The 25,555-nt window shown below is 75.0% G+C and carries 26 protein-coding genes, 1 pseudogene and 1 riboswitch; of the genes and pseudogenes, 14 read left to right on the forward strand and 13 right to left on the reverse strand.

Translation table 11 applies throughout. The annotated features are described in order from the left end of the window. Positions 1–26 precede the first annotated feature (26 nt). Complete coding sequence (locus CP977_RS16840; protein WP_062753990.1) at positions 27–302, forward strand: SCO5918 family protein; 276 nt, start codon at positions 27–29, stop codon at positions 300–302. 79 nt (positions 303–381) lie between these two features. On the opposite strand, the gene CP977_RS16845 is transcribed toward CP977_RS16840, so the two are convergent. After that, positions 382–744 carry a hypothetical protein gene (locus tag CP977_RS16845; protein WP_030206337.1) on the reverse strand — a complete coding sequence of 121 codons (363 nt, stop codon included), beginning with the start codon at positions 742–744 and terminating at the stop codon, positions 382–384. 104 nt (positions 745–848) lie between these two features. On the opposite strand from CP977_RS16845, the gene CP977_RS16850 reads away from it, so the two are divergent. The 4 genes and pseudogenes from CP977_RS16850 (at position 849) to CP977_RS16865 (ending at position 3,881) form a co-directional block, all read left to right on the forward strand. Beyond that, complete coding sequence (locus CP977_RS16850) at positions 849–1,295, forward strand: helix-turn-helix domain-containing protein (protein WP_372460703.1); 447 nt, start codon at positions 849–851, stop codon at positions 1,293–1,295. Positions 1,296–1,378: 83 nt separating this feature from the next. Next, a pseudogene (locus CP977_RS16855) lies at positions 1,379–2,175 on the forward strand (amino acid permease); the annotation flags it as partial. Between the two features lie 56 nt (positions 2,176–2,231). Next, positions 2,232–2,669 carry a hypothetical protein gene (locus CP977_RS16860; protein WP_152370386.1) on the forward strand — a complete coding sequence of 146 codons (438 nt, stop codon included), beginning with the start codon at positions 2,232–2,234 and terminating at the stop codon, positions 2,667–2,669. A 252-nt stretch (positions 2,670–2,921) separates the two neighbouring features. Next, positions 2,922–3,881, forward strand: coding sequence for a D-2-hydroxyacid dehydrogenase family protein (locus tag CP977_RS16865; RefSeq protein ID WP_062753988.1), 960 nt, complete (start codon positions 2,922–2,924; stop codon positions 3,879–3,881). A 16-nt stretch (positions 3,882–3,897) separates the two neighbouring features. Here CP977_RS16865 and CP977_RS16870 read toward each other — a convergent pair whose 3' ends face one another. From CP977_RS16870 to cobN, 3 genes are all read right to left on the reverse strand, one after another. Then, entirely contained in the window at positions 3,898–4,254 is a 357-nt protein-coding gene (locus tag CP977_RS16870; protein WP_062753986.1) for a GntR family transcriptional regulator, read from the reverse strand. 2 nt (positions 4,255–4,256) lie between these two features. Continuing rightward, positions 4,257–5,210 carry an SdpI family protein gene (locus CP977_RS16875; RefSeq protein ID WP_152370387.1) on the reverse strand — a complete coding sequence of 318 codons (954 nt, stop codon included), beginning with the start codon at positions 5,208–5,210 and terminating at the stop codon, positions 4,257–4,259. Between the two features lie 143 nt (positions 5,211–5,353). Next, positions 5,354–8,971, reverse strand: a complete 3,618-nt coding sequence (cobN, locus tag CP977_RS16880) for a cobaltochelatase subunit CobN (protein WP_152370388.1) — start codon at positions 8,969–8,971, stop codon at positions 5,354–5,356. Between the two features lie 38 nt (positions 8,972–9,009). After that, a riboswitch (cobalamin riboswitch) is annotated at positions 9,010–9,148 on the reverse strand. A gap of 338 nt (positions 9,149–9,486) precedes the next feature. Between cobN and CP977_RS16885 the strand changes: the two genes are divergently transcribed. Genes CP977_RS16885 through CP977_RS16895 form a run of 3 tightly spaced genes read left to right on the forward strand, consistent with a single transcriptional unit; the run spans position 9,487 to position 12,928 of the window. Continuing rightward, on the forward strand, positions 9,487–10,740 hold the full coding sequence (locus CP977_RS16885; RefSeq protein WP_152370389.1) for a cobalamin biosynthesis protein CobG: 1,254 nt from the start codon (positions 9,487–9,489) through the stop codon (positions 10,738–10,740). Continuing rightward, positions 10,737–11,387, forward strand: a complete 651-nt coding sequence (locus tag CP977_RS16890) for a precorrin-8X methylmutase (RefSeq protein WP_062753978.1) — start codon at positions 10,737–10,739, stop codon at positions 11,385–11,387. Before CP977_RS16885 ends, CP977_RS16890 begins: the two co-directional genes overlap by 4 nt. 2 nt (positions 11,388–11,389) lie before the next feature. Continuing rightward, positions 11,390–12,928, forward strand: coding sequence for a precorrin-2 C(20)-methyltransferase (locus CP977_RS16895; protein WP_109186941.1), 1,539 nt, complete (start codon positions 11,390–11,392; stop codon positions 12,926–12,928). Here the strand turns inward: CP977_RS16895 and CP977_RS16900 are convergent. Next, on the reverse strand, positions 12,908–13,657 hold the full coding sequence (locus CP977_RS16900) for a cobalt-precorrin-6A reductase (protein ID WP_152370390.1): 750 nt from the start codon (positions 13,655–13,657) through the stop codon (positions 12,908–12,910). The two genes, CP977_RS16895 and CP977_RS16900, sit on opposite strands and share 21 nt — an antisense overlap. A gap of 12 nt (positions 13,658–13,669) precedes the next feature. Between CP977_RS16900 and CP977_RS16905 the strand changes: the two genes are divergently transcribed. Next, positions 13,670–14,794, forward strand: coding sequence for a cobalt-precorrin-5B (C(1))-methyltransferase (locus CP977_RS16905; RefSeq protein WP_109186825.1), 1,125 nt, complete (start codon positions 13,670–13,672; stop codon positions 14,792–14,794). A gap of 80 nt (positions 14,795–14,874) precedes the next feature. Beyond that, positions 14,875–14,949, forward strand: a complete 75-nt coding sequence (locus tag CP977_RS35510) for a 50S ribosomal protein bL37 (protein ID WP_372460710.1) — start codon at positions 14,875–14,877, stop codon at positions 14,947–14,949. Between the two features lie 74 nt (positions 14,950–15,023). Here CP977_RS35510 and cobM read toward each other — a convergent pair whose 3' ends face one another. From cobM to CP977_RS34110, 3 genes are all read right to left on the reverse strand, one after another. Beyond that, positions 15,024–15,773 (reverse strand): precorrin-4 C(11)-methyltransferase, encoded by a 750-nt coding sequence (cobM, locus tag CP977_RS16910; RefSeq protein ID WP_062753974.1) that lies wholly within the window; start codon positions 15,771–15,773, stop codon positions 15,024–15,026. After that, positions 15,770–17,032: a bifunctional cobalt-precorrin-7 (C(5))-methyltransferase/cobalt-precorrin-6B (C(15))-methyltransferase gene (locus tag CP977_RS16915; RefSeq protein ID WP_062756990.1), complete on the reverse strand. Its 1,263-nt coding sequence runs from the start codon at positions 17,030–17,032 to the stop codon at positions 15,770–15,772. Before CP977_RS16915 ends, cobM begins: the two co-directional genes overlap by 4 nt. Before the next feature lie 97 nt (positions 17,033–17,129). Next, a complete protein-coding gene (locus tag CP977_RS34110) occupies positions 17,130–17,270 on the reverse strand; it encodes a DUF6126 family protein (RefSeq protein WP_167308915.1) in 141 nt (46 codons plus the stop codon). Positions 17,271–17,410: 140 nt separating this feature from the next. Here CP977_RS34110 and CP977_RS16920 point away from each other — a divergent pair, with 140 nt between their 5' ends. The 3 genes from CP977_RS16920 to CP977_RS16930 all read left to right on the forward strand — a co-directional run bounded on the left by CP977_RS16920 (position 17,411) and on the right by CP977_RS16930 (position 19,633). Next, positions 17,411–18,490: an LLM class flavin-dependent oxidoreductase gene (locus CP977_RS16920; RefSeq protein ID WP_062753972.1), complete on the forward strand. Its 1,080-nt coding sequence runs from the start codon at positions 17,411–17,413 to the stop codon at positions 18,488–18,490. Between the two features lie 4 nt (positions 18,491–18,494). Then, positions 18,495–19,118 (forward strand): FMN reductase, encoded by a 624-nt coding sequence (locus CP977_RS16925; protein WP_062753970.1) that lies wholly within the window; start codon positions 18,495–18,497, stop codon positions 19,116–19,118. A 74-nt stretch (positions 19,119–19,192) separates the two neighbouring features. Further along, the gene (locus CP977_RS16930) at positions 19,193–19,633 is read left to right on the forward strand and encodes a universal stress protein (protein WP_062753968.1); all 441 of its coding nucleotides are present in this window, start codon (positions 19,193–19,195) and stop codon (positions 19,631–19,633) included. Here CP977_RS16930 and CP977_RS16935 read toward each other — a convergent pair. The 5 genes from CP977_RS16935 to CP977_RS16955 all read right to left on the reverse strand — a co-directional run bounded on the left by CP977_RS16935 (position 19,630) and on the right by CP977_RS16955 (position 24,653). Further along, positions 19,630–20,763: a MerR family transcriptional regulator gene (locus CP977_RS16935; RefSeq protein ID WP_152370391.1), complete on the reverse strand. Its 1,134-nt coding sequence runs from the start codon at positions 20,761–20,763 to the stop codon at positions 19,630–19,632. The two genes, CP977_RS16930 and CP977_RS16935, sit on opposite strands and share 4 nt — an antisense overlap. 182 nt (positions 20,764–20,945) lie before the next feature. Continuing rightward, positions 20,946–21,809, reverse strand: a complete 864-nt coding sequence (locus CP977_RS16940) for an ABC transporter permease (protein WP_062753964.1) — start codon at positions 21,807–21,809, stop codon at positions 20,946–20,948. After that, complete coding sequence (locus CP977_RS16945; protein WP_152370392.1) at positions 21,806–22,774, reverse strand: ATP-binding cassette domain-containing protein; 969 nt, start codon at positions 22,772–22,774, stop codon at positions 21,806–21,808. Before CP977_RS16945 ends, CP977_RS16940 begins: the two co-directional genes overlap by 4 nt. 39 nt (positions 22,775–22,813) lie before the next feature. Beyond that, complete coding sequence (locus tag CP977_RS16950) at positions 22,814–23,221, reverse strand: hypothetical protein (protein ID WP_062753960.1); 408 nt, start codon at positions 23,219–23,221, stop codon at positions 22,814–22,816. Positions 23,222–23,318: 97 nt separating this feature from the next. Then, complete coding sequence (locus CP977_RS16955; protein WP_152370393.1) at positions 23,319–24,653, reverse strand: GntR family transcriptional regulator; 1,335 nt, start codon at positions 24,651–24,653, stop codon at positions 23,319–23,321. Positions 24,654–24,739: 86 nt separating this feature from the next. Between CP977_RS16955 and CP977_RS16960 the strand changes: the two genes are divergently transcribed. Then, positions 24,740–25,537, forward strand: coding sequence for an alpha/beta fold hydrolase (locus CP977_RS16960; protein ID WP_152370394.1), 798 nt, complete (start codon positions 24,740–24,742; stop codon positions 25,535–25,537). The last annotated feature ends 18 nt before the right edge of the window (positions 25,538–25,555 follow it).

The following is a 25,555-nucleotide window of genomic DNA, read 5'->3' on the forward strand; positions in this document are numbered from 1 at the left end:
CTCCCCCGACACCCCCGAGAGGCATCATGCGCTGTGTCATCGCCCGTTTCCCGTTCGACCTGACGAAGAGCGGCGTGCTGGACTCGATGAAGGGCGTCAAGCCCGAGCCGGGCACCGGCGAGTTCGTCACCATCGGCCGCCGCCAGTACCCCGCGAAGCAGGTCGGCGCGGTGCTCACCCGCCAGGACCGGCGCGACTTCAGCGCCGGCGAGGTCGTACGGGCCATGACCCGCCTCGGCTTCACCTGCGGCACGTTCCCCGCCGGAACCGTCGAAACCTCCGGAACCGTCGCGATCGTCTGACCGGACGACCGGACGACCGAACGACGTGGGCCCGACCAGTGCGTACTGGTCGGGCCCACGTCGTTCGGTCGGCGGCGGCTCAGTGGTCGGAGTACCTGAAGTCGCCCACCGTCCACGCGCTGACGTCCGCGATCGCGACGCGGTACATCCCGCCGGTCTCGGGGATGCCCACCGTGCCCTGCAGGATCCGGGCCAGGTGGAAGTGGAGGTGCGTGGGAAGTTCGTCGTCCTTCCGTTCGGTGGGGGTGAACACCCCGGAGAACTCGCCCAGCCGGGCCGAGTCCGTCAGGACCTCCGACACCCGCTCTCTCCAGAGGGCCTCGGGGGCCAGGCGCCCGGTGATGACCACGCCCCCCGCGACCACGGTCAGGGACATCTGATTGCTCTGCCCGGACTCCACCGTGGCGGCAATGTCAATCAGCAGTTCGTCAGGCTTCGACATGAGAGCCGATTCTAGGCGGCGCGCCCTCCGGTGGTTGAATTTCCCCCGGGGCCCAGGTGCCGCACGGCGCCCGGGCCCCGAAGCGGCCCCCAGAAGAGGTGCAGATGACAGCGGACAATCCGCTCGGCGACCGACTCGACGACGACGACTACCCGGCCTACACCATGGGTCGGGCGGCCGAGATGCTCGGCACGACCCCGGGCTTCCTCCGCGCCCTCGGCGAGGCCCGCCTGATCACCCCGCTCCGCTCCGAGGGCGGCCACCGCCGCTACTCCCGCTACCAGCTGCGGATCGCGGCCCGCGCCCGGGAACTGGTCGACCAGGGCACCCCGGTCGAGGCGGCCTGCCGCATCGTCATCCTGGAGGACCAGCTGGAGGAGGCCCAGCGCATCAACGCGGAGTACCGGCGGGCGGCGGAAGAGCGCGCGGCACAGGACCCCGCCGGGCGGACGGCACAGGACCCGACCGGGCGCCCGGCGGAGGACCGGGCCCGGCGCCCGGCGGCAGGTCCCGCCGGAGGGGCCGCACAGGACCCGCCGGGCAGGCCCTGACCCGTCCGGGCTCCCCCGGTTGCCGCGCCTCCCGGGCCGTCCGAGCGTGGGGTGATCGTCCGTCGCGCGGCGCCCGGAGGGCCATGAGCAGTCTCGACACCCCGGCCGACGTCCCCCGGCCACGGCCGGCGGCGGTGCGGCCCGCGCCCACCACCCTCACCTGGGTGACGCCGGCCCTGATGACGACCGCGTCGGTGGCCAGCCTGCGGGCGGCGCCGACGATGGCCGTCTACGGCCTGGCCTGCGTGTTCCTCTACCTCGTCCCGGCCGTCGTGTTCCTGCTGCCGACCGCCCTGGTCTCCGCCGAGCTCGCCTCCGGCTGGAGCGGCGGCGTCTACCGCTGGGTGTCCGAGGGGCTGTCCAAGCCGCTCGGGTTCCTCGCGGTCTGGTGCCAGTTCGCGATGACGATCTCCTACTACCCGAGCCTGCCGGCCTTCGTGGCCTCCACCATCGCGTACGTCATCGACCCCTCCCTCGCCTCGAACGGCCTCTACACCGCGATCGTGATCATGGTCCTGTACTGGACCGGCGTGTGGGTCTCCTCGCGCGGCACCAAGGCCTCGCCGGGCTCTCCAGCTGGGGCCTGATCATCGGGACCCTCGTGCCGGGCACGGTCCTCGTCGTCCTCGGCACGGTGTTCCTCGGACAGGGCAACCCGTCGGCCGCGCCGATGGACGCGAACCACCTGCTGCCGCAGTGGACGGGCCTCGCCGGCCTCGTCCTGATCGACAACAACTTCCTGTCGTACTCCGGCATGGAGATGAACGCCGTGCACGTCTCCTCGCTCAAGGACCCGGCGAAGGAGTACCCCAAGTCGATGTTCCTGGCGGTGGGCCTGGTCCTGCTGATCCCGGCGCTCTTCCTGAAGTTCCGCAAGCCGGACTGGCGCACGGCCGACGCGGCTCCCGGCACGGCTCCGACCGAGGGAGGGCAGGCATGAGCCCCACCCGCTTCGCCTCCGAGCACCGGTGGATCTACTGGGGCGCGATCCTGATCCTGGTCGCCCTCGTCGTCACCGGCCTGATCCGCTACGAGTCCGTGAAGAGGAACAACCAGACGCTGTCCAAGGCCAATCAGCTCCAGGAGGAGCTGGTCAGGGCCGGATACCCCTTCCCCGACACGGACACCGTCGAGCGGCTGCTCGGCACGGACGGCGGGCAGGTCTGCGAGGCGCCGGGCAACGCCCTGAAGACGGCCCTGTGGAAGATCCGGCAGTCCAACGGCGCCACCGGGCCCGGCCAGCGGCCGGTCATCTCCGACGACCGGGCCGTCGAGGCCGAGCGGATCGTCCTGAAGGTCTACTGCCCCGACAAGCTCGACGAGTTCGAGGAGGAACTGGCGGACCTCAAGACGGACGGCACCGTACGCCGGTGAGCGGCGGGGAGCCGGTGGGTGACGGGAAGCCGGTGGGTGACGGCGGGCGGCCTCCCCTCGCGCCGCCCGCCACCGGCCCCGTACCCGTACCCGACCCCAACCCCGCCCCCGACCCCGACGCCCTCCACGGCTTCCTCCGCGAACTCGCCCGCTTCACGCTGCGGTTCAGCGGCGAGGGCGCCGAAGGGGCCGACCGGGGCCCGGGGCGGCCCGCCCGTTCCCCCGGCGGAGCCCGTACGCGATCATGTCCTCATGAAGCTGCGTTGCGCCGTACTCGACGACTACCAGGGTGTCGCCCTCTCCTCCGCCGACTGGAGCCCGCTCGCCGACCGCGTCGAGGTGCGCGTCCTGCGGGAGCACATCGCCGACCGGGACGCGCTCGTCGCCGCCGTCGAGGACTGCGAGGTCCTCGTCGTCATGCGGGAGCGGACGCCGGTCGACGCGGCGCTCCTCGACCGGCTGCCCCGGCTGCGGCTCCTGATCACCTCCGGCCTGCGCAACGCCTCGATCGACGTCGCCGCCGCCCGCGCCCGGGGCGTCACCGTCTGCGGCACGGAGAGCAGTCCCACGCCGCCGACCGAGCTGACCTGGGCGCTCCTGCTCGGCCTGGCCCGGCACGTGCCGGCCGAGGCGCGGGCGGTACGGGAGGGCGGGCCCTGGCAGTCCACCGTCGGCGCCGACCTGGCCGGCCGGACCCTGGGGCTCGTCGGCCTCGGGAAGATCGGCGCCCGGGTGGCCCGGATCGGCCTCGCCTTCGGCATGGACGTCGCCGCCTGGAGCCCGCACCTGACGGAGGAGCGGGCGGCCGAGCACGGGGCGCGGTACGTGAAGGACCTGCGGGAGCTGATGGCGGAGGGCGACTTCGTCTCGCTGCACATGGTGCTCTCCGACCGCACCCGGGGCCTGGTCGGGGAGCCCGAGCTGCGGGCGATGCGCCCGTCCGCGTACCTCGTCAACACCTCCCGGGCCGGCCTCGTCGACGGCGGGGCGCTGCTGCGGGCGCTGCGCGAGGGGTGGATCGCGGGGGCGGGCCTCGACGTCTACGACACGGAGCCGCTGCCCGCCGACGACCCGCTGCGCACCCTGCCGAACGTCCTGGCCCTCCCCCACCTGGGGTACGTGACGGAGGGCAACTACGGGCGGTACTTCGGGCAGGCGGTGGAGGACGTCGAGGCGTTCCTGGCGGGGGCGCCGGTGCGCGAGCTGGGCTGACGCCTGAAGGCCCCGGCTACCCCAGGCTCGTCCGGGCCAGGTCCAGGAACTCCTCCTCCGTGAGGCCCAGTTCGCGGGCCTCCGCCGCCGCCTCGCGCAGCCGGGAGACCAGGCGGGCGCGGTCGGGGGCGGTGGCGCCGGGGACGACGACGGCGCCCCGGCCCCGGCGGAGTTCGATCAGGCCCTCCTCGCGGAGCCGCTGGTAGCCGCGGAGGACGGTGTGGACGTTGACGCCGAGGGAGTCGGCGAGCTCCCGGGCGGCCGGGAGGCGTTCGCCGGGGACGGCCGAGCCGTCGGCGAGCGCGCCCCGCACGCAGGCGGCGATCTGGTCACCGAGGGGGACGGCCGAGGCCGGGTCGACGCGGAAGAGCACGGTCAGAGCCTCCCACGCCGTTCCACCAGGGTGTTGAGGAGGGCGGCCGCGGTGTGCGCGTCGGACACGGTGACCGCGAACTCGCGCCCGCTGTCCCGCCGTACGACGAGGGCCTCGCCGGAGCGCAGGACGACGCCCGTGCGCTGCGGCCACACCCGGTAGCCCCAGCCGCCGAACTCGGAGACGGGGTCGACGTCGCGGACGGTGGCGCCCGTGACCTCGGCGAGCGGGACGCGGACGCGGGGCCGGGGCACGAGGGCGGGCCGGACGGTGAGGCCGCGCCGGTCGACGGTGACCCGGACGCGGGCGAGGGCGAGCCCCGGCACCCCGATCACCAGGCCGAGGAGGGCGAGCCAGGCCGCGGGCCACGGGGCCAGGAGCAAAGTGACGGGGACGGTGGCGAGGGCGAGGACCGCGAGGACGGTGAGGGGCCGGGAGGCGCTGACGCGGGACCAGCCGGCGACCTCGCTCGGGCCGAGCGGGAGCCGGGGGCCGTCCGCGGCGCCGGGGCCGGCGGCCGGCTCCTCCTCGGGGACGAGCCGGGTCAGGGCCAGGCCGGCGAGGGCGAGGAGGGCGGCACCGGCGGCCGCGAGGGTGAGGTTGGCGAGGGGGGAGACGACCTCGGCCGCGTCGGCGGCGTCCAGGTTGTCCCGCAGGATCAGGACGAGCAGCGTCCCGGTGAACCCGGCCGTGGCCCACGCGCCCCAGAGGACGTTCCGGCGGACGAAGAGGTTCCAGCCGACGGCGACGCCGAGGATCAGGGCCGTACTGACGAGCGCGTAGCCGGCGCGGCCGGTGAAGCCGTCGGCGCGGCCCCCGCCGTCGGGGCCGAAGTGGGTGGCGAGGGGGTCGGGCAGCCGGTCGTACCAGAGGGCGAACGCCGGCAGGTGGGCGGCGAGGACGAGCACGAAGGGGAGCGCGGCGAGCGCGCGGAGACGAGGTGTGGCACGGTTCATGAAAACCTCCCTTGTTCGCACTCTATTAGAACAATGCGGTTTGAGGGAGGCCGGGGGGACGGTGGTGCGGGAACGCGAAACGGCCCGGCCGCACGGGCGGCCGGGCCGTGACGCCGTACGGGACGGCGTGAAAGGGGTTTACGTCAGTCGTCCGAGCCGTCCGCGCCCTCTTCGAGGTCGCCCTCGGTCTCCAGGAACACCTGCCGCAGCGCGGCCAGCGTCTCCGGGTCCGGCTTCTCCCACATGCCGCGGGACTCGGCTTCGAGGAGGCGCTCCGCGATGCCGTGCAGGGCCCAGGGGTTGGCCTCCTTCAGGAAGGCCTGGTTCTCCGGGTCGAGGACGTACTCCTGCGTCAGCTTGTCGTACATCCAGTCCGCGACCACGCCCGTCGTGGCGTCGTACCCGAAGAGGTAGTCGACGGTCGCCGCCAGCTCGAACGCGCCCTTGTAGCCGTGGCGGCGCATCGCCTCGATCCAGCGCGGGTTGACCACGCGGGCCCGGAAGACGCGGGAGGTCTCCTCGACCAGGGTGCGGGTGCGGACGGTCTCGGGACGGGTCGAGTCGCCGATGTACGCCTCGGGGGCCGTGCCCTTGAGCGCGCGGACGGTCGCCACCATGCCGCCGTGGTACTGGAAGTAGTCGTCCGAGTCCGCGATGTCGTGCTCGCGCGTGTCCGTGTTCTTCGCGGCGACCGCGATCCGCTTGTACGCGGTCTCCATCTCGGCCCGCGCCGGGCGTCCTTCGAGCCCGCGCCCGTACGCGTAACCGCCCCACACCGTGTACACCTCGGCGAGGTCGGCGTCCGTGCGCCAGTCGCGGGAGTCGATCAGCTGGAGGATGCCCGCGCCGTACGTCCCCGGCCGGGAGCCGAAGATGCGGGTGGTGGCGCGCCGCTCGTCGCCGTGCTCGGCGAGGTCGGCCTGCGCGTGCGCCCGTACGTAGTTGTCCTCGGCGGACTCGTCCTCCAGGCCGGCCACGAGCCGTACGGCGTCGTCCAGGAGGCCGATGACGTGCGGGAACGCGTCGCGGAAGAAGCCCGAGATGCGCAGGGTGACGTCGATGCGCGGGCGGCCCAGCTCGGCGAGCGGGATCGGCTCCAGGCCGTTGACGCGGCGCGAGGCCTCGTCCCACAGCGGGCGGACGCCGAGCAGGGCGAGGGCTTCGGCGACGTCGTCGCCGGCGGTGCGCATCGCGCTCGTGCCCCACAGGGAGAGGCCCACGGAGGTCGGCCAGTCGCCGTTGTCGGTGCGGTAGCGCTCCAGGAGCGAGTCCGCGAGCGCCTGGCCGGTCTCCCAGGCGAGCCGGGAGGGGACGGCCTTCGGGTCGACGGAGTAGAAGTTGCGGCCGGTCGGCAGGACGTTGACCAGGCCCCGGAGCGGGGAGCCGGACGGGCCGGCCGGGACGAAGCCGCCGTCGAGCGCGTGGACGGCGTGCGCCAGCTCGTCGGTGGTGGCGGCCAGGCGCGGCACGACCTGCTCGGCGGCGAACCGCAGCACGGCCCGGACGTCGGGGCCGTGGTCGGCCGCGACCGACTCGACCGCCTCGACCGCCCAGTCCGCCGCCTCCATCGCCTCGACCAGCTCGCGCGCCTTCGCCTCCGCCTCGTCGGCGGTGGTGCGGGTCGCGGCCGACTCGTCCAGGCCCAGGGCCTCGCGCAGACCCGGCAGCGCCTGCGTGCCGCCCCAGATCTGGCGGGCGCGCAGGATGGAGAGGACCAGGTTGACCCGGGCCTCGCCGGTCGGGGCGCCGCCGAGGACGTGCAGGCCGTCGCGGATCTGGGCGTCCTTGACCTCGCACAGCCAGCCGTCGACGTGCAGCAGGAAGTCGTCGAACCCGTCGTCCTCCGGGCGCTCTTCGAGCCCCAGGTCGTGGTCGAGCTTGGCGGCCTGGATCAGGGTCCAGATCTGGGCGCGGATCGCGGGCAGCTTCGCCGGGTCCATGGAGGAGATCTGCGCGTACTCGTCGAGCAGCTGCTCCAGGCGCGCGATGTCGCCGTACGAGTCGGCGCGGGCCATCGGCGGCACCAGGTGGTCGACCAGGGTGGCGTGCACGCGCCGCTTGGCCTGGGTGCCCTCGCCCGGGTCGTTGACCAGGAACGGGTAGACCAGCGGGATGTCGCCGAGGGCCGCGTCCGGGCCGCAGGCGGCGGACAGGCCGGCGTTCTTGCCGGGCAGCCACTCCAGGTTGCCGTGCTTGCCCAGGTGCACCATGGCGTCGGCGCCGAAGCCGCCGTCCTCGGCGCGGGCCGCGATCCAGCGGTAGGCGGCCAGGTAGTGGTGGGACGGCGGCAGGTCGGGGTCGTGGTAGATCGCGATCGGGTTCTCGCCGAAGCCGCGCGGCGGCTGGATGAGGACGAGGAGGTTCCCGCGCCGCAGGGCGGCGAGCACGATGTCGCCCTCCGGGTTCCGCGACCGGTCGAGGAACATCTCGCCGGGCGCCGGGCCCCAGTGCTCCTCGACCTGCGTCCGCAGCTCCTCGGGGAGGGTGGCGTACCAGCGCTTGTAGTCGGCGGCCGGGATGCGGACCGGGTTCTTCGCCAACTGCTCCTCGGTCAGCCAGTCCTGGTCGTGGCCGCCGGCCTCGATGAGGGCGTAGATCAGCTCGTCGCCGTCGCCCGACACCAGACCGGGCAGCTCCTCGGCGGGCCCGAAGTCGTACCCCTCCTCGATCAGCCGGCGCAGGAGCGAGACGGCGGAGGCGGGGGTGTCGAGGCCGACGGCGTTGCCGATGCGGGAGTGCTTGGTGGGGTACGCGGAGAGGACCAGCGCGAGCTTCTTCTCGGCGTTCGGGATGTGCCGGAGGCGGGCGTGCCGCACGGCGATCCCGGCGACGCGGGCCGCGCGCTCGGCGTCCGCCACGTACGCGGGCAGGCCGTCCTCGTCGATCTCCTTGAAGGAGAACGGGACGGTGATCAGGCGCCCGTCGAACTCGGGGACGGCGACCTGGCTGGCGGCGTCCAGCGGGGACAGGCCCTCGTCGTTCTCCTCCCACGCGGACCGCGAACCGGTCAGGCAGAGGGCCTGGAGGATCGGCACGTCGAGCGCGGCGAGCGCGCCCGCGTCCCAGGCCTCCTCGTCGCCGCCGGCCTGCGCCTCGGCGGGCTTGGTGCCGCCCGCCGCGAGCACGGTGGTGACGATGGCGTCGGCGGTGCGGAGGGTGTCGAGCAGTTCCGGCTCGGGCGCGCGCAGGGACGCCACGTACAGCGGGAGGGCCCGCGCGCCCGCGTCCTCGATCGCGTCGCACAGGGCGCCGACGAAGGCGGTGTTGCCGCTCATGTGGTGGGCGCGGTAGTAGAGCACGGCGACCGTCGGGCCGTCCCCGTCCCGGGCGGTCCGCTCCAGCGGGCCCCAGGTGGGGGCGGCGGCCGGGGCCTCGAAGCCGTGGCCGGTGAGCAGGACGGTGTCGGAGAGGAAGCGGGCCAGCTGCTCCAGGTTGGCGGGGCCGCCGTGCGCCAGGTAGGCGTGCGCCTCGGTGGCGACGCCGACGGGCACGGTGGACGCCTCCATCAGCTGCGCGTCGGGCGCCTGCTCGCCGCTGAGCACGACGACCGGCTTTCCGGCGGCGCGGATCGCGTCGAGTCCGTCCTGCCAGGAGCGGAGGCCGCCGAGGAGGCGGACGACGACGAGGTCGGCGCCGTCGAGGAGGCCGTCGAGATCGGCGAGCGGGAGCCGGGAGGGGTTGGCGAACCGGTACTCGACCGGGCCGCCGGCCGCGCGGGCGCTGAGCAGGTCGGTGTCGGAGTGCGACAGCAGCAGGAGCATGGCGAGGCAGGCCTTCCTCGGGGTTGTCCGCGCCCCGGGTGGTCGTGTGGACGGCAGGAGTTCCTGACTCACCGGCCCGATGGCGCCGGGCCGGCTCACAGTGGCGGGACCGCGCCGGAATCTCACCGGGCTTCCTCCCCGGGGTCCTGGGACCCCATGCCGACTCGCATCCTAGATCGTGGGCCGTGGGGGCTGGAGGGAGCGGGAGGGTCGGACGGATCACACCGGGCCCGGGGGCGGACGGCGGGACGGTGCTTCCGCGCCGGAGGCCCGGCCGGCGGCGCATCCCGGCCGGAGGGCCGAGCGGCCCGTCGGCACACCCCCGCCGAAGGACCGGACAGCCCGTCGGCACACCCCGCCGGAGGACCGGACGGCCCGTCGGCTCGTTCCCGCCGGCAGGCCGGGCGGGCCTCCGCCGCACCCCCGCCGGAAGACCGGACGGCCGACTCGCGCACCCCGCCCGGCGCTCCGAGTCAGGCCGGTCACACCCCGTCGGCCCTCGGTTTCCCGTGGGTATGCTCGCCGCCATGCCGCCCACCCCGACCCCGACGCCCGCCCCCGGCGCACCCCGTGCGCGGGAGCGCGGCGACGCCTGCCCCGGGGCGCTGCGGCTGCACTCCGCCGACGACGGGCACCTGGCCCGACTGAGGCTGCCCGCAGGGAGGTTGACGGCACGTCAGGTCGAGGTCCTGGCGCACGCGGCCGAGACCCTGGGCGACGGGCGGATCAGCGTCACCTCGCGCGGGAACGCCGAGCTGCGCGGCCTGGCCGGCGACTGCGGGGCGGAGCTCGCGGCGCTCCTGGCGGAGGCGGGCCTGCTGCCCTCCCCCACCCACGAGCGCGTCCGCAACATCGTGGCCTCCCCGGCCGCAGGACTCGACGGACTCGGCGCGGCCGACGTGCAGTTGTGGGCCCGCGAGCTGGACGAACGGCTCTGCGCCGCGCCCTGGGCCGCCGCGCTCTCGGGCCGGTTCCTCTTCGTCCTGGACGACGGCCGCGGCGACGTCACCGGCCTCGGCGGGGATGTGACCTTGGTCGCAGTGGCCCCCGGCGCCGCGCTCCTGCGCCTCGGCGACCGGACCGTGCGCGTGGCCGCCGCCGACGCCCCGCGCGCCGCCCTCGCCGCCGCCCGCGCCTTCCTGACCGCCGCCCGCGAAGCCGGTACGGGCGCCTGGCGCGTCCGGGAACTGCCGGAGGGCTCCGGGGTGGACGTCCGGGCGGCGCTCACGACGGCCGGGATCGCGGCGGAGCCCGTACGGGAGCCCCTGCCGCCCCACGGCGCACCCCCCGCCCTCGCCCCCGGCCCCCTGGGCCCCGCCTCCCTCCACGTCCTCGCCCCCCTCGGCCGGTTCACCGCCGGCCGGCTGCGGGCCCTGTTGCCCGCCGACGAGGTGCGGTTCACGCCCTGGCGCGGGGCCGTCGTCGTCGGGGCGGACCCCGGGCGGCTGTCCGGCCTGGAGGCGCACGGCCTGATCACCCGCCCCGACTCCCCCTGGGTCGGCGTCAGCGCCTGCACCGGGCGGCCCGGCTGCGCCAAGTCCCTCGCGGACGTGCGGGCGGACGCGGTCCCCGGCCGTCCCGGCCTGCCCGTCCACTACTCCGGCTGCGAGCGCCGCTGCGGACACCCGCACGGCGACTGGGTCGACGTCCTCGCCGCCCCAGGCGGCGGCTACCTGGTCGACGGCGCCCCCGTCCCCCGTACCGACCTGACCCCCGCGGTCACCACGGCCCGTACCGCACCCCGCACCGCGCCCCGTACAACGAGATGAGCGAGAACAGGATGTTCGACTACGAGAAGGACGGCACGGAGATCTACCGCCGTTCCTTTGCCACGATCCGCGCCGAGGCGGACCTCACGGGCCTGCCCGCCGACGTCGCCCAGGTGGCGGTCCGGATGATCCACGCCTGCGGCATGACGGACCTCGTCCAGGACATCGCGTACTCGCCGGGCGTCGTCGCGAGCGCCCGCGCCGCGCTCCGGGCGGGCGCGCCGATCCTCTGCGACGCGCAGATGGTCGCCAGCGGCGTCACCCGCAAGCGGCTGCCCGCCGACAACGAGGTGCTCTGCGCGCTCTCCGACCCGTCCGTCCCGGCCCTCGCCGCCGAGCTGGGCACCACCCGTTCCGCCGCCGCCCTCGAACTGTGGCGGGACCGCCTCGAAGGCTCCGTCGTCGCCATCGGCAACGCGCCCACCGCCCTCTTCCACCTCCTGGAGATGGTCGCGAAGGGCGCGGGGCGGCCCGCCGCCGTCCTCGGCATACCGGTCGGCTTCATCGGCGCCGCCGAGTCCAAGGACGCCCTCGCCGAGAACACCCTCGGCCTCGAACACCTCGTCGTCCGGGGCCGGCGCGGCGGCAGCGCCATGACGGCCGCCGCGATCAACGCCCTCGCGCACGAAGCGGAGATCCAGCAGTGACCGTGACCCCGGCCGGAAGCACCGTCGGCAAGCTGTACGGCGTGGGGCTCGGGCCCGGCGACCCGGACCTCCTGACCCTCGCCGCCGTGAAGGCCATCGCGTCCGCCGACGTGGTCGCGTACCACTCGGCCCGCCACGGGCGCTCCATCGCCCGCTCGATCGCGGCCCCGCACCTGCGCGAGGACCACGTCGAGGAGCGGCTGATGTACCCGCTCACGGTGGAGACCACGGACCACCCGGGCGGTTACCGGGGCGCCCTGAACGACTTCTACGAGGAGGCGGCGGCCCGCCTCGCCGCCCACCTGGACGCGGGCCGCACGGTCGCGGTCCTCGCCGAGGGCGACCCGCTTTTCTACGGCTCGTACCAGCACATGCACAAGCGCCTCGCGCACCGCTACGACACGACCGTGATCCCCGGCGTGACCTCGGTGAGCGCCGCCGCCGCCCGGCTCGGGGAGCCGCTGTGCGAGGCGGAGGAGGTGCTGACGATCGTCCCGGGCACGCTGCCGGAGGACGAGCTGACGGCCCGGCTCGCGGGCACGGACTCGGCGGTCGTGATGAAGCTGGGCCGCACCTTCCCCACCGTGCGGCGGGCCCTGGAGCGGGCCGGGCGCCTGGAGGACGCGCGGTACGTGGAGCGGGCGTTCATGGCGGGCGAGCGGACGGAGCGCCTGGCGGACGTGGACCCGGAGTCGGTCCCGTACTTCTCGGTCGCCGTGCTGCCCTCCCGCATCGACGAGGAGCCGCCGGTACGGGAGCGGGGCGAGGTCGTCGTGGTCGGCACGGGCCCGGCGGGCGCGCCCTGGCTGACGCCGGAGTCGCGCGGGGCCCTGCTGAACGCGGACGACCTGGTCGGCTACACCACCTACCTGGACCGGGTGCCGGTGCTGCGCCCCGGGCAGCGGCGGCACGGCTCCGACAACAAGGTGGAGTCGGAGCGCGCCGAGTTCGCCCTCGACCTGGCCCGGCGCGGGCACCGGGTCGCGGTCGTCTCGGGCGGCGACCCGGGCGTCTTCGCGATGGCGACGGCGGTCCTGGAGGTGGCGTCGGAACCGGAGTACGCGGACGTTCCCGTACGGGTCCTCCCGGGGGTGACCGCCGCCAACGCGGCCGCCGCGGCGGCGGGCGCCCCGCTCGGCCACGACTACGCGACGATCTCGCTCTCCGACCGCCTCAAGCCCTGGGACGTGATCGCGGACCGGCTGCGCGCGGCGGCCGGCGCGGACCTGGTCATCGCCCTGTACAACCCGGGCTCCAAGTCCCGCACCCACCAGGTGGCGGCCGCCCGCGACCTCCTCCTGGAGCTCCGCTCCCCCGACACCCCGGTGGTCGTCGCCCGCGACGTCGGCGGCCCCGAGCAGTCGGTCCGGGTCCTCACCCTGAAGACCCTGGACCCCTCCGAGGTCGACATGCGCACCCTCCTCCTGATCGGCTCCTCGCAGACCCGGGCGGTGGAACGCGGCGACGGCCGCACGATCACGTGGACGCCGCGCCGGTACGGCCAGGGCGTGTCCGGCGGATCATGGCCGGACACGCCCTAGGACTCGGTACCCGAGGACCAGGGCGGCGGCCTCCTCGGGGGTCGTCGCCGTCCGTACGCCCTCCGGGACCGGGGGCCGGCGGACGACGACGACCGGGATGCCGGACTCGCGGGCGGCGGTCAGTTTCGGGGCGGTGGCCGTGCCGCCGCTGTCCTTGGTGACGAGGACGTCGATCCGGTGGCGGCGCAGCAGTTCGCGTTCGCCGTCGAGGGTGAAGGGGCCCCGGTCGAGGAGGACCTCGGTGCGGGCCGGCACCGGGGCCTCGGGGGCGTCCACCGAGCGGACCAGGAACCACTCCGGGCGGTCGGCGAAGGCGGCCAGGCCCATGCGGCCGGTGGTGAGGAAGACGCGGTCCCCGAGGCCGTCGAGGGCGGTGGCGGCCGCCGCCAGGGAGCCCACGTCGCGCCAGTCGTCGCCCTCCTCCGGGACCCAGCCGGGGCGGCGCAGGGCGAGCAGGGGAACATGGGCGGTGGCGGCCGCCCGGGCCGCGTTGAAGCTGATCCGCTCGGCGAAGGGATGGGTGGCGTCGATGACCGCGTCCACCGCGTGCTCCCCCAGCCAGGCCGCGAGCCCGTCGGCGCCGCCGAAGCCGCCGATCCGGACCTCGCCCTCGGGCAGCCGGGGCCGGGCGACCCGGCCCGCGAGCGAGCTGGTGACCCGGACGCGGGGGTGGAGCAGCCCCGCGAGGGCGCGGGCCTCGGTGGTCCCGCCGAGAATGAGTACGTGCACAGGAGCCCCTTCGTGAGTTCAGGCGGCGGGCGCGAGGCCCAACTCAAGCACACCGGTCTGCGCCCGGGCTGGACGACCGGTGCCTGTGCGACGGCGGCGACGACGGCCGCGTACACGGCCCTGCTGACCGGGGACTTCCCGGACCCGGTGACGATCACGCTGCCGAAGGGGCAGACGCCGGCGTTCGCGCTCACGGCCGAGGAGCGCGCCGGGGACACGGCCATGGCGGCGGTGGTGAAGGACGCGGGCGACGACCCGGACGTCACGCACGGGGCCGTGATCCGCTCGACGGTACGGCTCCTGCCGCCGGGCTCGGGCGTGGTGTTCCGGGCTGGCGAGGGCGTCGGCACGGTCACCCTCCCCGGGCTGCCGCTCGACGTGGGCGAGCCGGCGATCAACCCGGTGCCCCGGCAGCTGATGCGCGAGCACGTGGCGCGGGTCGCCGCCGCGCACGGCGGCACGGGCGACGTCGAGATCACGATCTCCGTCGACGGCGGCGCCGAGATCGCCCGCTCCACCTGGAACCCCCGGATCGGCATCCTCGGCGGCCTGTCGATCCTCGGCACGACCGGGATCGTCGTCCCGTACTCCTGCTCGGCCTGGATCGACTCCATCCGGCGGGGCGTGGACGTGGCCCGCGCGGGCGGCCTCACGCACGTCGCCGGCTGCACCGGCTCGACCTCGGAGCGGACGGTGACGGGCCTGTACGACCTGCCGGAGATCGCCCTGCTCGACATGGGCGACTTCGCGGGCGCGGTCCTCAAGTACGTGCGCCGCCACCCGGTGGACCGGCTGACGGTCTGCGGCGGCTTCGCGAAGCTCTCCAAGCTGGCCGCCGGCCACCTGGACCTGCACTCGGCCCGCTCCCAGGTCGACAAGGGCTTCCTGGCGGACCTGGCCCGCACGGGCGGCGCGTCCGAGGCCCTGGCGGCGGAGATCGCCGCCGCGAACACCGGCCTGGCCGCCCTCCGCCTCTGCGAGGCCGCCGCCGTCCCCCTCGGCGACCTGGTCGCCGCCCGCGCCCGCGACGAGTCCCTGACGGTCCTGCGCGGCGCCCCGGTCGCGGTGGACGTGATCTGCATCGACCGGGCGGGGACGGTGGTGGGGCGGTCTTCGGTGCGGGGGCCGGGGGCGTGAGACCGGCACGACGTGCGGACCGGGAGGCCCGACCCTAGGCTGGGCGGCGAACACCCGACGAGCGACCGAGAGGGAGTCTCATGTCGAAGCGTGGCAACAAGCGGCGGGCCCGGAAGAAGAAGGGCGCGAACCACGGCAAGCGGCCGAACACCTGAGCCGAGTGGTCGTGACGGAGGGGCCCCGGGGATCTCCCCGGGGCCCCTCCGCGTGCGCGCCGCGTGCGCGGTCGTCAGCAGGTGTGGCGGTCGCGCGCCGGGTCGTACAGGTGGCTGTCGCGGAACTCCGAGGCCGCCAGGGTGCGGCCGACGATGATGACGGCCGTCTTCGTGATCCCGGCCGCCTTCGTCTGCTCCGCGATGTCGTCCAGGGTGCCGCGCAGGACCACCTCGTCGGGGCGGCTGGCCATCGCGACGACGGCGGCCGGGCAGTCCGCGCCGTAGTGGGGGACCAGCTCGGCGACGACCCGGTCGACGTAGCGGGCGGCGAGGTGGAGGACGAGCAGGGCGCCGCTGCGGCCCAGGGTCGCCAGGTCCTCGCCCTCCGGCATCGGCGTGGCCTGCTGCGCGATCCGGGTCAGGATGACCGTCTGGCCGACCGTGGGGACGGTCAGCTCCCGCTTCAGCGCGGCCGCCGCCGCCGCGAAGGCCGGGACGCCGGGCACGACCTCGTACGGGATGCCGAGCGCGTCCAGGCGGCGCATCTGCTCCGCGACCGCGCTGAACACCGACGGGTCCCCGGAGTGCAGCCGGGCCACGTCCTGCCCCGCCTCGTGGGCGGCGGCGATCTCCGCGACGATCCCGTCCAGGTCCATCCGGGCCGTGTCGACGCGCCGCGCGTCCGGCGGGCACTCGGCCAGCAGCTCGACGGGGACGAGGGAGCCGGCGTAGAGGCAGACCCCGCACTTCGCCAGGGTCCGCGCGCCGCGCACGGTGATCAGGTCGGCCGCGCCGGGGCCCGCGCCGATGAAGTAGACGGTCATCCCTCTTCAGAACCTTTCGTGACGGACCACTGCGTGACCGGCATCGCCTGTCGCCAGCCGGTGAAGCCGCCCACGGGGACGGCGGTGGCGACCGCGAGCCGGACGAGTTCCCCGCCGTGGCGGCGGTGGGCCCCGGCGAGCAGCGCCTCGGATTCGAGCGTGACGGTGTTGGCGACGAGCCGGCCGCCGGCGGGCAGCGCGTCCCAGCAGGCCGCGAGCAGGCCGGGGGCGGTCAGGCCGCCGCCGACGAAGATCGCGTCCGGGGTCGGGAGGCCCGCCAGGGCCTCGGGGGCGGGGCCGGTGACGACCCTCAGGGCGGGGACGCCGAGCGCGTCGGCGTTGCGGGCGATGCGGGCGGCCCGCACGGGGTCCTTCTCGATCGCGACGGCCCGGCAGGCGCGGTGGGTCCGCATCCACTCGATGCCGAGGGAGCCGGAGCCGCCGCCGACGTCCCAGAGCAGTTCGCCGGGGGCGGGGGCGAGCGCGGCGAGGGTGGCGGCGCGCACGTACCGCTTGGTGAGCTGCCCGTCGTGCTCGTACGCCTCGTCCGGCAGGCCCGGCGCGGCGCCGAGCCGCAGGGCGCCCGGGTCGCGTACGCAGTCGAGCGCGAGGACGTGGAGCGCGTCGGTCCGCTCGTACGGCCAGGTCCCGGCGGTCGCGTCGAGGAGCCGTTCCCGGGGGCCGCCGAGCTGTTCCAGGACCCGCATCCGGGTGCCGCCCCAGCCGGTGTCCCGGAGGTACGCGGCCACGTCGGCGGGGGTCTCCGGGCCCTCGCCCAGGATCAGGACCCGGCGCCCGGGGTGCAGGGCGGCGGCGAGGGCGGCGAGCGGCCGGGCCACCAGGGACACCGTCTCGGTCTCCTCCAGGGGCCAGCCGAGCCGGGCGCAGGCGTACGAGACGGAGGACGGATGCGGGTGGATCCGGAGCCGGTCGGCGCCGACGGTCTCCGCGAGGGTGCGGCCGATGCCGTAGAAGGAGGGGTCCCCGCTGGCCAGGACGGCGATCGCGCGTCCCGCGTGGGCGGCGAGCAGGCCGGGCACGGCCGGGCGGAGGGGGGAGGGCCAGGCGATCCGCTCGCCGGGGCAGTCGCCGCCGGGCAGCAGGTCGAGCTGGCGGGGGGCGCCGATCAGCACCTCGGCGGCGCGCAGGACGCGGCGGGAGGCCTCGGGGAGCCCGTCCCAGCCGTCCGCGCCGATCCCGACGACCGCTGTCGCACCCGCTGGTGCGTCCGACGACGCGCCCGATGCCGCACCCGACAGCGCATCCGGTATCGCACCCGTCGCACCGTTCACACCCGTACCGTCCACGCCGCCGAACTCTACGGGAGCCCCGGCCTCCCCTTCCGCGTGGCCGTGCTCACTTCTGGGCGTGCTGCCCCACGTAGAAGAGGATCCAGACGAAGCCGGCGAAGGCGTGCGTGGCGAAGACGTACACGAAGACGCGGAGCATCACGCCGCGCTCTTTCCAGCGCTCGTCGTCGGTCCCGGGATCGGTCATGCCCTCCAGCGTACGGGCCCGCCGCCCGGCTCCCGGGGCCCGGAATAGGGAGGGGGCTCGCACCGTTGGACGAGATGATTTAAGATTCAACCACTAGTCGGGAGCGGGAGAGGCACCCGGCAACGCGAGAGGTGAGCACGATGCAGTTCGGGATCTTCACCGTCGGCGACGTGACGACCGACCCCACCACCGGCCGCACCCCCACCGAGCACGAGCGGATCAAGAACACCGTCGCCATCGCGCTCAAGGCGGAGGAGGTCGGACTCGACGTCTTCGCGACCGGGGAGCACCACAACCCGCCGTTCGTCCCGTCGTCCCCCACCACCCTCCTCGGGCACATCGCCGCCCGCACGGAGAACCTGGTCCTGTCCACGTCCACGACCCTGATCACCACCAACGACCCGGTGAAGATCGCCGAGGACTACGCGACCCTCCAGCACCTCGCCGACGGGCGCGTGGACCTGATGATGGGCCGCGGCAACACCGGCCCGGTCTACCCGTGGTTCGGTCAGGACATCCGCCAGGGCATCCCGCTCGCCATCGAGAACTACGCGCTGCTCCACAAGCTGTGGAGGGAGGACGTGGTCGACTGGGAGGGCAGGTTCCGCAGCGCCCTCCAGGGCTTCACGTCCACCCCGCGCCCGCTCGACGGCGTCCCGCCGTTCGTCTGGCACGGCTCCATCCGCTCCCCGGAGATCGCCGAGCAGGCCGCCTACTACGGCGACGGCTTCTTCGCGAACCACATCTTCTGGCCCAAGCAGCACACCGAGAAGATGGTCCGGCTCTACCGGCAGCGGTACGCGCACTACGGCCACGGCACCCCCGAGCAGGCGATCGTCGGCCTCGGCGGCCAGGTCTTCATGCGGAAGAACTCGCAGGACGCGGTACGGGAGTTCCGCCCGTACTTCGACAACGCGCCGGTCTACGGCCACGGCCCCTCCCTGGAGGAGTTCAGCCGCGAGACCCCGCTGACCGTCGGCTCCCCGCAGGAGGTCATCGAGCGGACCCTGTCCTTCCGCGAGTACGTGGGCGACTACCAGCGCCAGCTGTTCCTGGTCGACCACGCCGGACTGCCCCTGAAGAGCGTCCTGGAGCAGCTCGACCTCCTCGGCGAGGAGGTCGTCCCGGTGCTGCGCAAGGAGTTCGCGAACCTGCGCCCGGCCGGCGTCCCCGCCACCGCCCCGCTCCACCCCGCCGTCGTGAAGTCCCAGGAGGTCTGACCCCATGCGCACCCTCAAGCTGGTCGCCGTCTCCGCCGGCCTCAGCAGCCCCTCCTCCACCCGGCTCCTCGCCGACCGGCTCCTCCAGGCCGCCCGCTACCGGCTGGCCGAGCAGGAGTACGCCGTCGACGTCGAGGTGGTCGAACTCCGCGACCTGGCCGTCGACATCGCCCACCACTTCGTCACCGGCTTCCCCTCCGGGAAGCTCCAGGAGACGATCGACACGGTGACCGGCGCGGACGGCGTCATCGCGGTGACCCCGGTCTTCACGGCCTCGTACAGCGGTCTGTTCAAGTCGTTCTTCGACCTGCTCGACCCGACCGCGCTGACCGGCGTCCCGGTCCTGATCGGGGCGACCGGCGGCACCGCCCGCCACTCGCTGGTCCTGGACCACGCCCTGCGGCCGCTCTTCGCCTACCTGCGGGCCCTCACCGTCCCGACCGCCGTCTACGCGGCCTCGGAGGACTGGGGCTCGGGCGGCGACGAATACACGGAGGGCCTCCCGGCCAGGATCAACCGGGCCGGGTACGAGTTCGCGGACGCGGTCGCGGCCCGGCCGGCCCGTGAGGCCGACGAGGACGAGGTCGTGCCGTTCGAGCGCCAACTGGCCGATCTGCGCCTCGACTGACCGCCCGGCCCAACCGATTTGTTACGTTGGAGGCGGATCGCGCAGATGTGCCGTAGGACGGACGGAGGTCGGCGATGGCCGGCAGGATCGTGGTGGGCGTGGACGGGTCGGAGCCTTCGCTCAAGGCCCTGACGTGGGCGGCCGGGCAGGCCGCCCTGACCGGGGACTCCCTGGAGGCGGTCATCGCCTGGGAGTACCCGGCCTCGTGGGCGACGCTGATGCCGGGCGTGCCCCCGGAGTTCGACCCCGAACGGCTCGCCGCACAGATCCTGGACCAGGCCCTGGCCGACGCGCTCACCCCGGAGGCCGCCGCCGACGCCGTCCGCACGGTGGTCGGCGGCAACGCCGCGCAGGCCCTGGTCGACGCGGCGAAGGGCGCGAGCCTCCTCGTCGTCGGCGACCGCGGCCACAGCGGCTTCCGTGCGGCCGTCCTCGGCTCGGTCTCCACCCAGGTCGCCCAGCACGCGCCCTGCCCGGTCGTGGTCGTCCGGGGCGAGGGCGTGCAGCCCGTCTAGGGCCTACCCGACCCTGATCCGCCGGACAGGCCCCAGTCCGTACGGGCGCTGTCCGCCGGCAGCACGTCCGCCACGACGCACGACGCGTTGTCCGGGCCGCCCCGCCCGTCGGCGAGCGCGAGCAGGGCGCGGGCGGTGTCCTCCGGGCCCGCGCCGGCCGCCAGGGCGGTCCGCAGCTCCGCATCCGGCACGACCGCCGACAGGCCGTCCGTGCACAGCAGCCAGCGGTCCCCGGGCCGCCCCTCGTGCAGGCTCAGATCGGGCACGGACCCTCCCTCCGCACCGTCGAGGGCCCGCAGGAGCAGCGCCCGGTCCGGATGCGCCGCCGCCTCCGCCGGGTCGAGTTCGCCCGCGTCCACCCGCGCCTGCACGGCGGTGTGGTCGCGGGTGAGGCGTACGAGGTCCCCGTCCCGCAGCAGGTACGCGCGCCCGTCCCCCACGTGCGCGAGCGCGAGCCGGGAGCCCGTCCACACCCCGGCCGTCAGGGTCGTCCCCGAGCCGGGCGCCGCCGCGCCGACCCCCGCGTCCGCGCGGTGCACGGCGTCCTCCAGGGCGTTGAGCAGGTCCCCGGCCCGGCCGCCGGGCGCCGGAAGCCCCTCGACGGCGGAGAGGGCCGCGAGGGCGGCTCCGGCCGCCAGGTCCCCCGCCGCGCCGTAGCCGTCCGCGACGGCGAGCAGGCGCGGGCCGGCGTGCGCCCGGTCCTGGTTCGTCTCCCGCACGCGTCCGCACTCCGAGAGCGCGGCGGCGAGCAGGGCGTGGGGCCGTACGACCGCGGTCGTCATGTCGTTGTCCATCCCGGTGTTCCCTCCCAGTCGGTCCAGCAGGGAGGCCGCCAGGCCGCGCCGTTCCGCCGTCTCGGCCTCGACCCGGGCCCAGTGGGCGCGGACCGCGCGGGCCGCCGCCCCCGGGTCCGTGCCGTGCAGCGCGCACACGTCCCGGACCCCGGCGAGCGGCATCCCGATCCGCCGCAGCCAGGCCACCAGCCGGGCCCGTTCCACCTGCGCGCCCGCGTAGTACCGGTAGCCGGTGTACGCGTCGACGCGGGCGGGCGGGAGCAGGCCGAGCTCGTCGTAGCGGCGCAGCGCCTTGGCGGAGAGCCGGGACGCGCGGGCGAACTCCCCGATCGTCATGAGCGGTTCCGGTACCGCAGCCGCTCCGGCCGCTCCGTACCGCTTCCCCGCCCCGTCCCGTCCGTGCCGTTCCACCGGCGTGCCACCTCCCCCGCCGGGCACCCCGTGGCGCCCGGCCCCACCGATGCTCGACCTTCCCCGGCGGGGAAGGTCAACCGTCCCCCGTACCGTCCCCGGGCCCGCTACTTGCGGTTGTACAACCGCATCGTCACCCAGCCGAAGGCGAGGACGAAGACCGCCGACCAGCCCAGGGACCAGGCGATGTCCACGCCCGGCCAGCCGCCCGCCATCAGTTCGCGGACCGCGCTCGCGACGTGGGTGACCGGGTTGTTGTTCACGAAGGCCTGGAGCCAGCCCGGCATGGTCCTCGGGTCCACGAAGACGTTGGACAGGAAGGTCAGCGGGAAGATCACCATCATCGAGACGCCCATGACGGACTTCTCGCTGCGCAGCAGCAGGCCGAACATGGTCCAGATCCACGAGAAGGAGAACGAGAACACCAGGAGCAGCACGACCCCGAGGAGCACCCCCGGGAGCCCGCCCTCCGGCCGGTAGCCGATGACCACGCCGACCGTCAGCATCACGGCCGAGGCGATCAGATAGCGCACGACGTCGCCGAGGAGGTAGCCGACCATCGGCGCCGGACGCCAGATCGGCAGCGTGCGGAAGCGGTCGAAGACGCCCTTCTCGATGTCGGTGTTGACCGAGACGCCCGTGTACATCGTGATCATCACGACGCTCATCACCAGGATGCCGGGCAGCAGGAACTGGACGTACGAGGAGACCGAGCCGGCCAGCGCGCCCCCGAAGAGGTACGTGTACATCAGCACCATCATGATCGGGAACGCCGTCACGTCGAACAGCTGCTCCGGCACGTGCTTGATCTTCAGCATGGCCCGCCAGCCGAACGTCATCGAGGCGGAGAGCGCGCCGGGGCGGGGCGGGCGGGTGCGCCGGACGAGCAGTTCCGCCAGCTCCTCCGCCCGGGGGGCCTCGAAGTCGGCGTCGGTCGTGCGCGTGTCCTTGTTGGTGGAGACGGTGGTCATGCCGCCGTTCCTTTCCTGTCCGTCAGCGCCAGGAACACCTCGTCGAGGCTGGGCTGTCCGAGCGCGAAGCTGTCGACCGTGATCCCGGCCCGCGCCAGCTCCGCGAGCGCCCGCGCCGCCTGTTCGGCGGCGCCGAGGTCCGTCCCGTGCCCGTCGACGGTGGCGGTGAGCGCGACCGGGTCCGGGTCGAGCTGCACGGTGGCCCGCAGGGCGCCGCGCAGGACCCGCTCGGCCTCCTGCCGCCGCCCGGGGTCCCGGAGCCGCACGTGCACCGAGCCCGAGCCGACCGAGGCCTTCAGCTCGCCCTTCGTGCCCTCCGCGATCACCTTGCCGTGGTCGATGACGGCGACCCGGGAGGCCAGCCGGTCCGCCTCGTCCAGGTACTGGGTGGTCAGCAGGACGGTGGTGCCCTGGGCGACCACCGCGCGGACGATGTCCCAGACCTGGTTGCGGCTGCGCGGGTCGAGGCCGGTGGTCGGCTCGTCCAGGAAGAGCAGGTCGGGGGTGTTGAGGATGGACGCGGCGATGTCGATGCGGCGCCGCATGCCGCCCGAGTAGTTCTTGATCTGCTTGTCGGCGGCCTCCGCGAGTCCGAACGCGGCGAGCAGCTGCTCCGAGCGCTCGCGGGCGGCGGGCCGGGAGTGGCCGAGCAGCCGGGCGAGGAGGACCAGGTTCTCCGTGCCGGTCAGGTCCTCGTCCACGGAGGCGTACTGGCCGGTGAGGCTCACGCGTCCCCGTACGGCGTCGGCGTCCTTGACGACGTCCTTGCCGAAGACGCCGGCCCGGCCGCCGTCGGGGCGGAGGAGGGTGGCGAGCATCTTGACGACGGTCGTCTTGCCGGCGCCGTTGGGGCCGAGGAGCCCGTAGACGGTCCCGGCGGGGACGCGCAGGTCCACGCCGTCCACGGCCCGGTTGGTGCCGAAGACCTTGACCAGGCCCTCGGTCTCGATGGCGAGGTCGGCCATGCGGTTTCCTCCGTCGTCCCCGTGCTGTAGGAACCCCGGTCAGTAGGGCGCGGGCCGGCCCGCCGCGTCCTCGTGCGTGTAGAAGGAGTAGTGGGCGGCGACCGTGTTGACCGCGAAGACGGCCAGGCCGAGGCCGCTGGACGACAGGACGCTGGCGCCGGACAGGCTGAAGAGGAACCCGACCGCGCAGCCCGACAGGACGCCCCACGCGGGGGCGCGCAGCTCGCGGCGCAGGGACCGGCCCTGGTGGTGGAGCACGTGGATGCCCACGGCGATCACGGCGGCGGAGACGAGGCCGAGCCAGAGCTGCCCCAGGGTGGTGGGGCCGCCGTGGCGGGCGACCGTCGCCGCGTAGAGGCCGTACAGGACGCCGACCAGGATCGGGCCGGCCCAGCCGTGCGTATTGATCCGGCGCCGCTGGGCGGGCACCGCTGCGTGTGCGGCCATGGCAGGAGCTCCTTCGTCTCTGGCGCGCGCGGCGCCGCTGACCCCTTGGTTCCCGCACCCTCCAGGGCACACCCGCGACCGGCGCGCCGCAAGTGGATCAGCGGGGTCCGGACGCCGCGAGGGCCGCGAGGCGGGCGAGGGCGTCGTCCAGGACGGCGTGCGGCGGGGAGGCCAGGCCCACCCGGACCGCGCGGGGCGCCGCCCCCGGGCCCGTCGCGAAGGCGCTCCCGGGGGTGACCGACACGCCCGCGCGTGCGGCGGCCGCCGCCGTGAAGGTCTCGGCCCGCCAGGGCGCGGGCAGCTCCCACCAGCAGAAGTAGGCGTACGGGGAGGTCCGGAAGGTGTGCCCGGCGAGCCGCCGCAGGACCAGGGCGTGCCGGGCCGCCGCGTCCGCCCGCTTGGCGGCGACGGTCTCCGCGACCGTCCCGTCCCCGGCCCAGCGGGTGGCGGCGGCGAGGGCGAAGCCGTCCGCCGTCCAGGCGCCGGCGCGCAGCGCCTCCGCGAGCGCGGCGCGCAGCCGGCCGGGGGCGACGAGGTAGCCGACGGTCGGGGCGGGGGCGAGCCGCTTGGAGAGGCCGTCCACGAGGACGACGCGTTCGGCGGCGTGCGCGGCGAGCGGGGCGGGCGCCGAGGGGTCGAGGAAGGCCCAGGTGACGTCCTCGACGGCCGTCAGGTCGAACCGGCGCAGGAGTGCGGCGAGTGCGGCCCGCCGCTCCTCCCCGGCGGTCGCCGCGAGCGGGTTGTGCAGGGTCGGCTGGAGGTAGACGGCGGCGAGCGGCGCCGCCCGGTGGGCCTCCGCGAGCGCCCCGGGCCGTACCCCCTCCGCGTCGAGGGCGAGGGGCACGAGCCGGATGCCGAGCCGTTCGGCGAGGGCCTTGAGCGGCGGGTACGTCAGTTCCTCGACGCCCAGGCGCCCGCCGGGCGGCACGAGCGCGGAGAGCGCGGCGGCGACGGCCCGGCGGCCGCTCCCGGCGAAGAGGACGCTCCCGGGGTCGGGGGCCCAGCCGGGCCTCGCGAGCACCGACACGGCCGCGTCGCGGGCCTCCGGGGTGCCGTCGGCGGCGGCCGGGCGGGCCAGGGTCCCGGTGAGGACGCCGGGCCGGGCGAGGGCCGCGAGCGCGCGGGCCATCAGCTCCGGCTGGCCGTCCACGAACGGGTAGTTGAGCTGGAGGTCGACGGGCGCGGCCCCGGTCGCCTCGACGAGCGCGGGCCCGGACGGCGGAGGGGCCGCCCGGACGAAGGTGCCGCGCCCGACCTCCCCGACGACCAGGCCCCGGCGCGCCAGCTCCCCGTACACCCGGATCGCCGTCGAGTTCGCGATCCCGTGCCGCCGGGCGAAGACCCGCTGGGGCGGCAGCCGGTCGCCGGGCCGCAGCCGTCCGTCCCGTACGGCCGCCTCGACGCGGTCCGCGATCCTCCGGTACTCCTCCACGGGCACCCCTCCTCCGTCGCAGCCCCATTGCACCGAGGGCAAAGTTTTCATTGCACCGAGAAGTCGGCGCTGCCTAGCCTGCCGCCATGCCCGTCTCCCGAACAGCCACCGCCGAGACGCACTACGAGGACCGGGGCTCCGGCCCCGTCCTCCTCCTCGTCCACGGCCACCCCTTCGACCGCACCATGTGGGAACCCCAGCTCGACCGCTTCTCCCGCACGCACCGGGTGATCACCCCCGACCTGCGCGGCTACGGCCTCAGCCCGCTCGGCGCGAGCCCCGGCTCGACCGGCCTCGACGTCTTCGCGGAGGACCTGGCCGCCCTCCTCGACCACCTCGGCGTCGAGGACTGCGTCCTCGCGGGCCTCTCCATGGGCGGCCAGATCGCCATGGAGTTCCACCGCCGCCACCCCGGCCGCGTCCGGGGCCTGGTCCTCGCGGACACCTTCCCCGCCGCCGAGACCGAGGAGGGGAAGGAGGCCCGGAACGCCATGGCCGACCGGCTCCTCGCCGAGGGCATGCGGGGGTACGCCGACGAGGTGCTGGACCGGATGGTCGCCCCGTACAACACGCACGCCGCGCCCCACGTGCACCGCATGATGTGCGCAACCGACCCCGTCGCGGCGGCCGCCGCCCTGCGCGGCCGGGCCGAGCGCCCCGACTACCGGGCGTCGCTGGCCGCCGCCACCGTGCCCGCGCTCGTCGTGGTCGGCCGGGACGACACGTACACCCCGGTCTCCGACGCGGAGGAGACCCACGCGCTGATCCCCGGCTCCGCGCTCGTGGTGGTCGAACGGGCCGCGCACCTGCCCAACCTGGAGCGGCCCGAGGAGTTCGACGCGGCCCTGGAGGCGTTCCTGCGTTCACTCGAACGGACCGCCTGAAGGTTCGCCGGCGTGCGG

The sequence above is a fragment of the Streptomyces cinereoruber genome (assembly GCF_009299385.1).
GTDB classification, from domain to species: domain Bacteria; phylum Actinomycetota; class Actinomycetes; order Streptomycetales; family Streptomycetaceae; genus Streptomyces; species Streptomyces bikiniensis.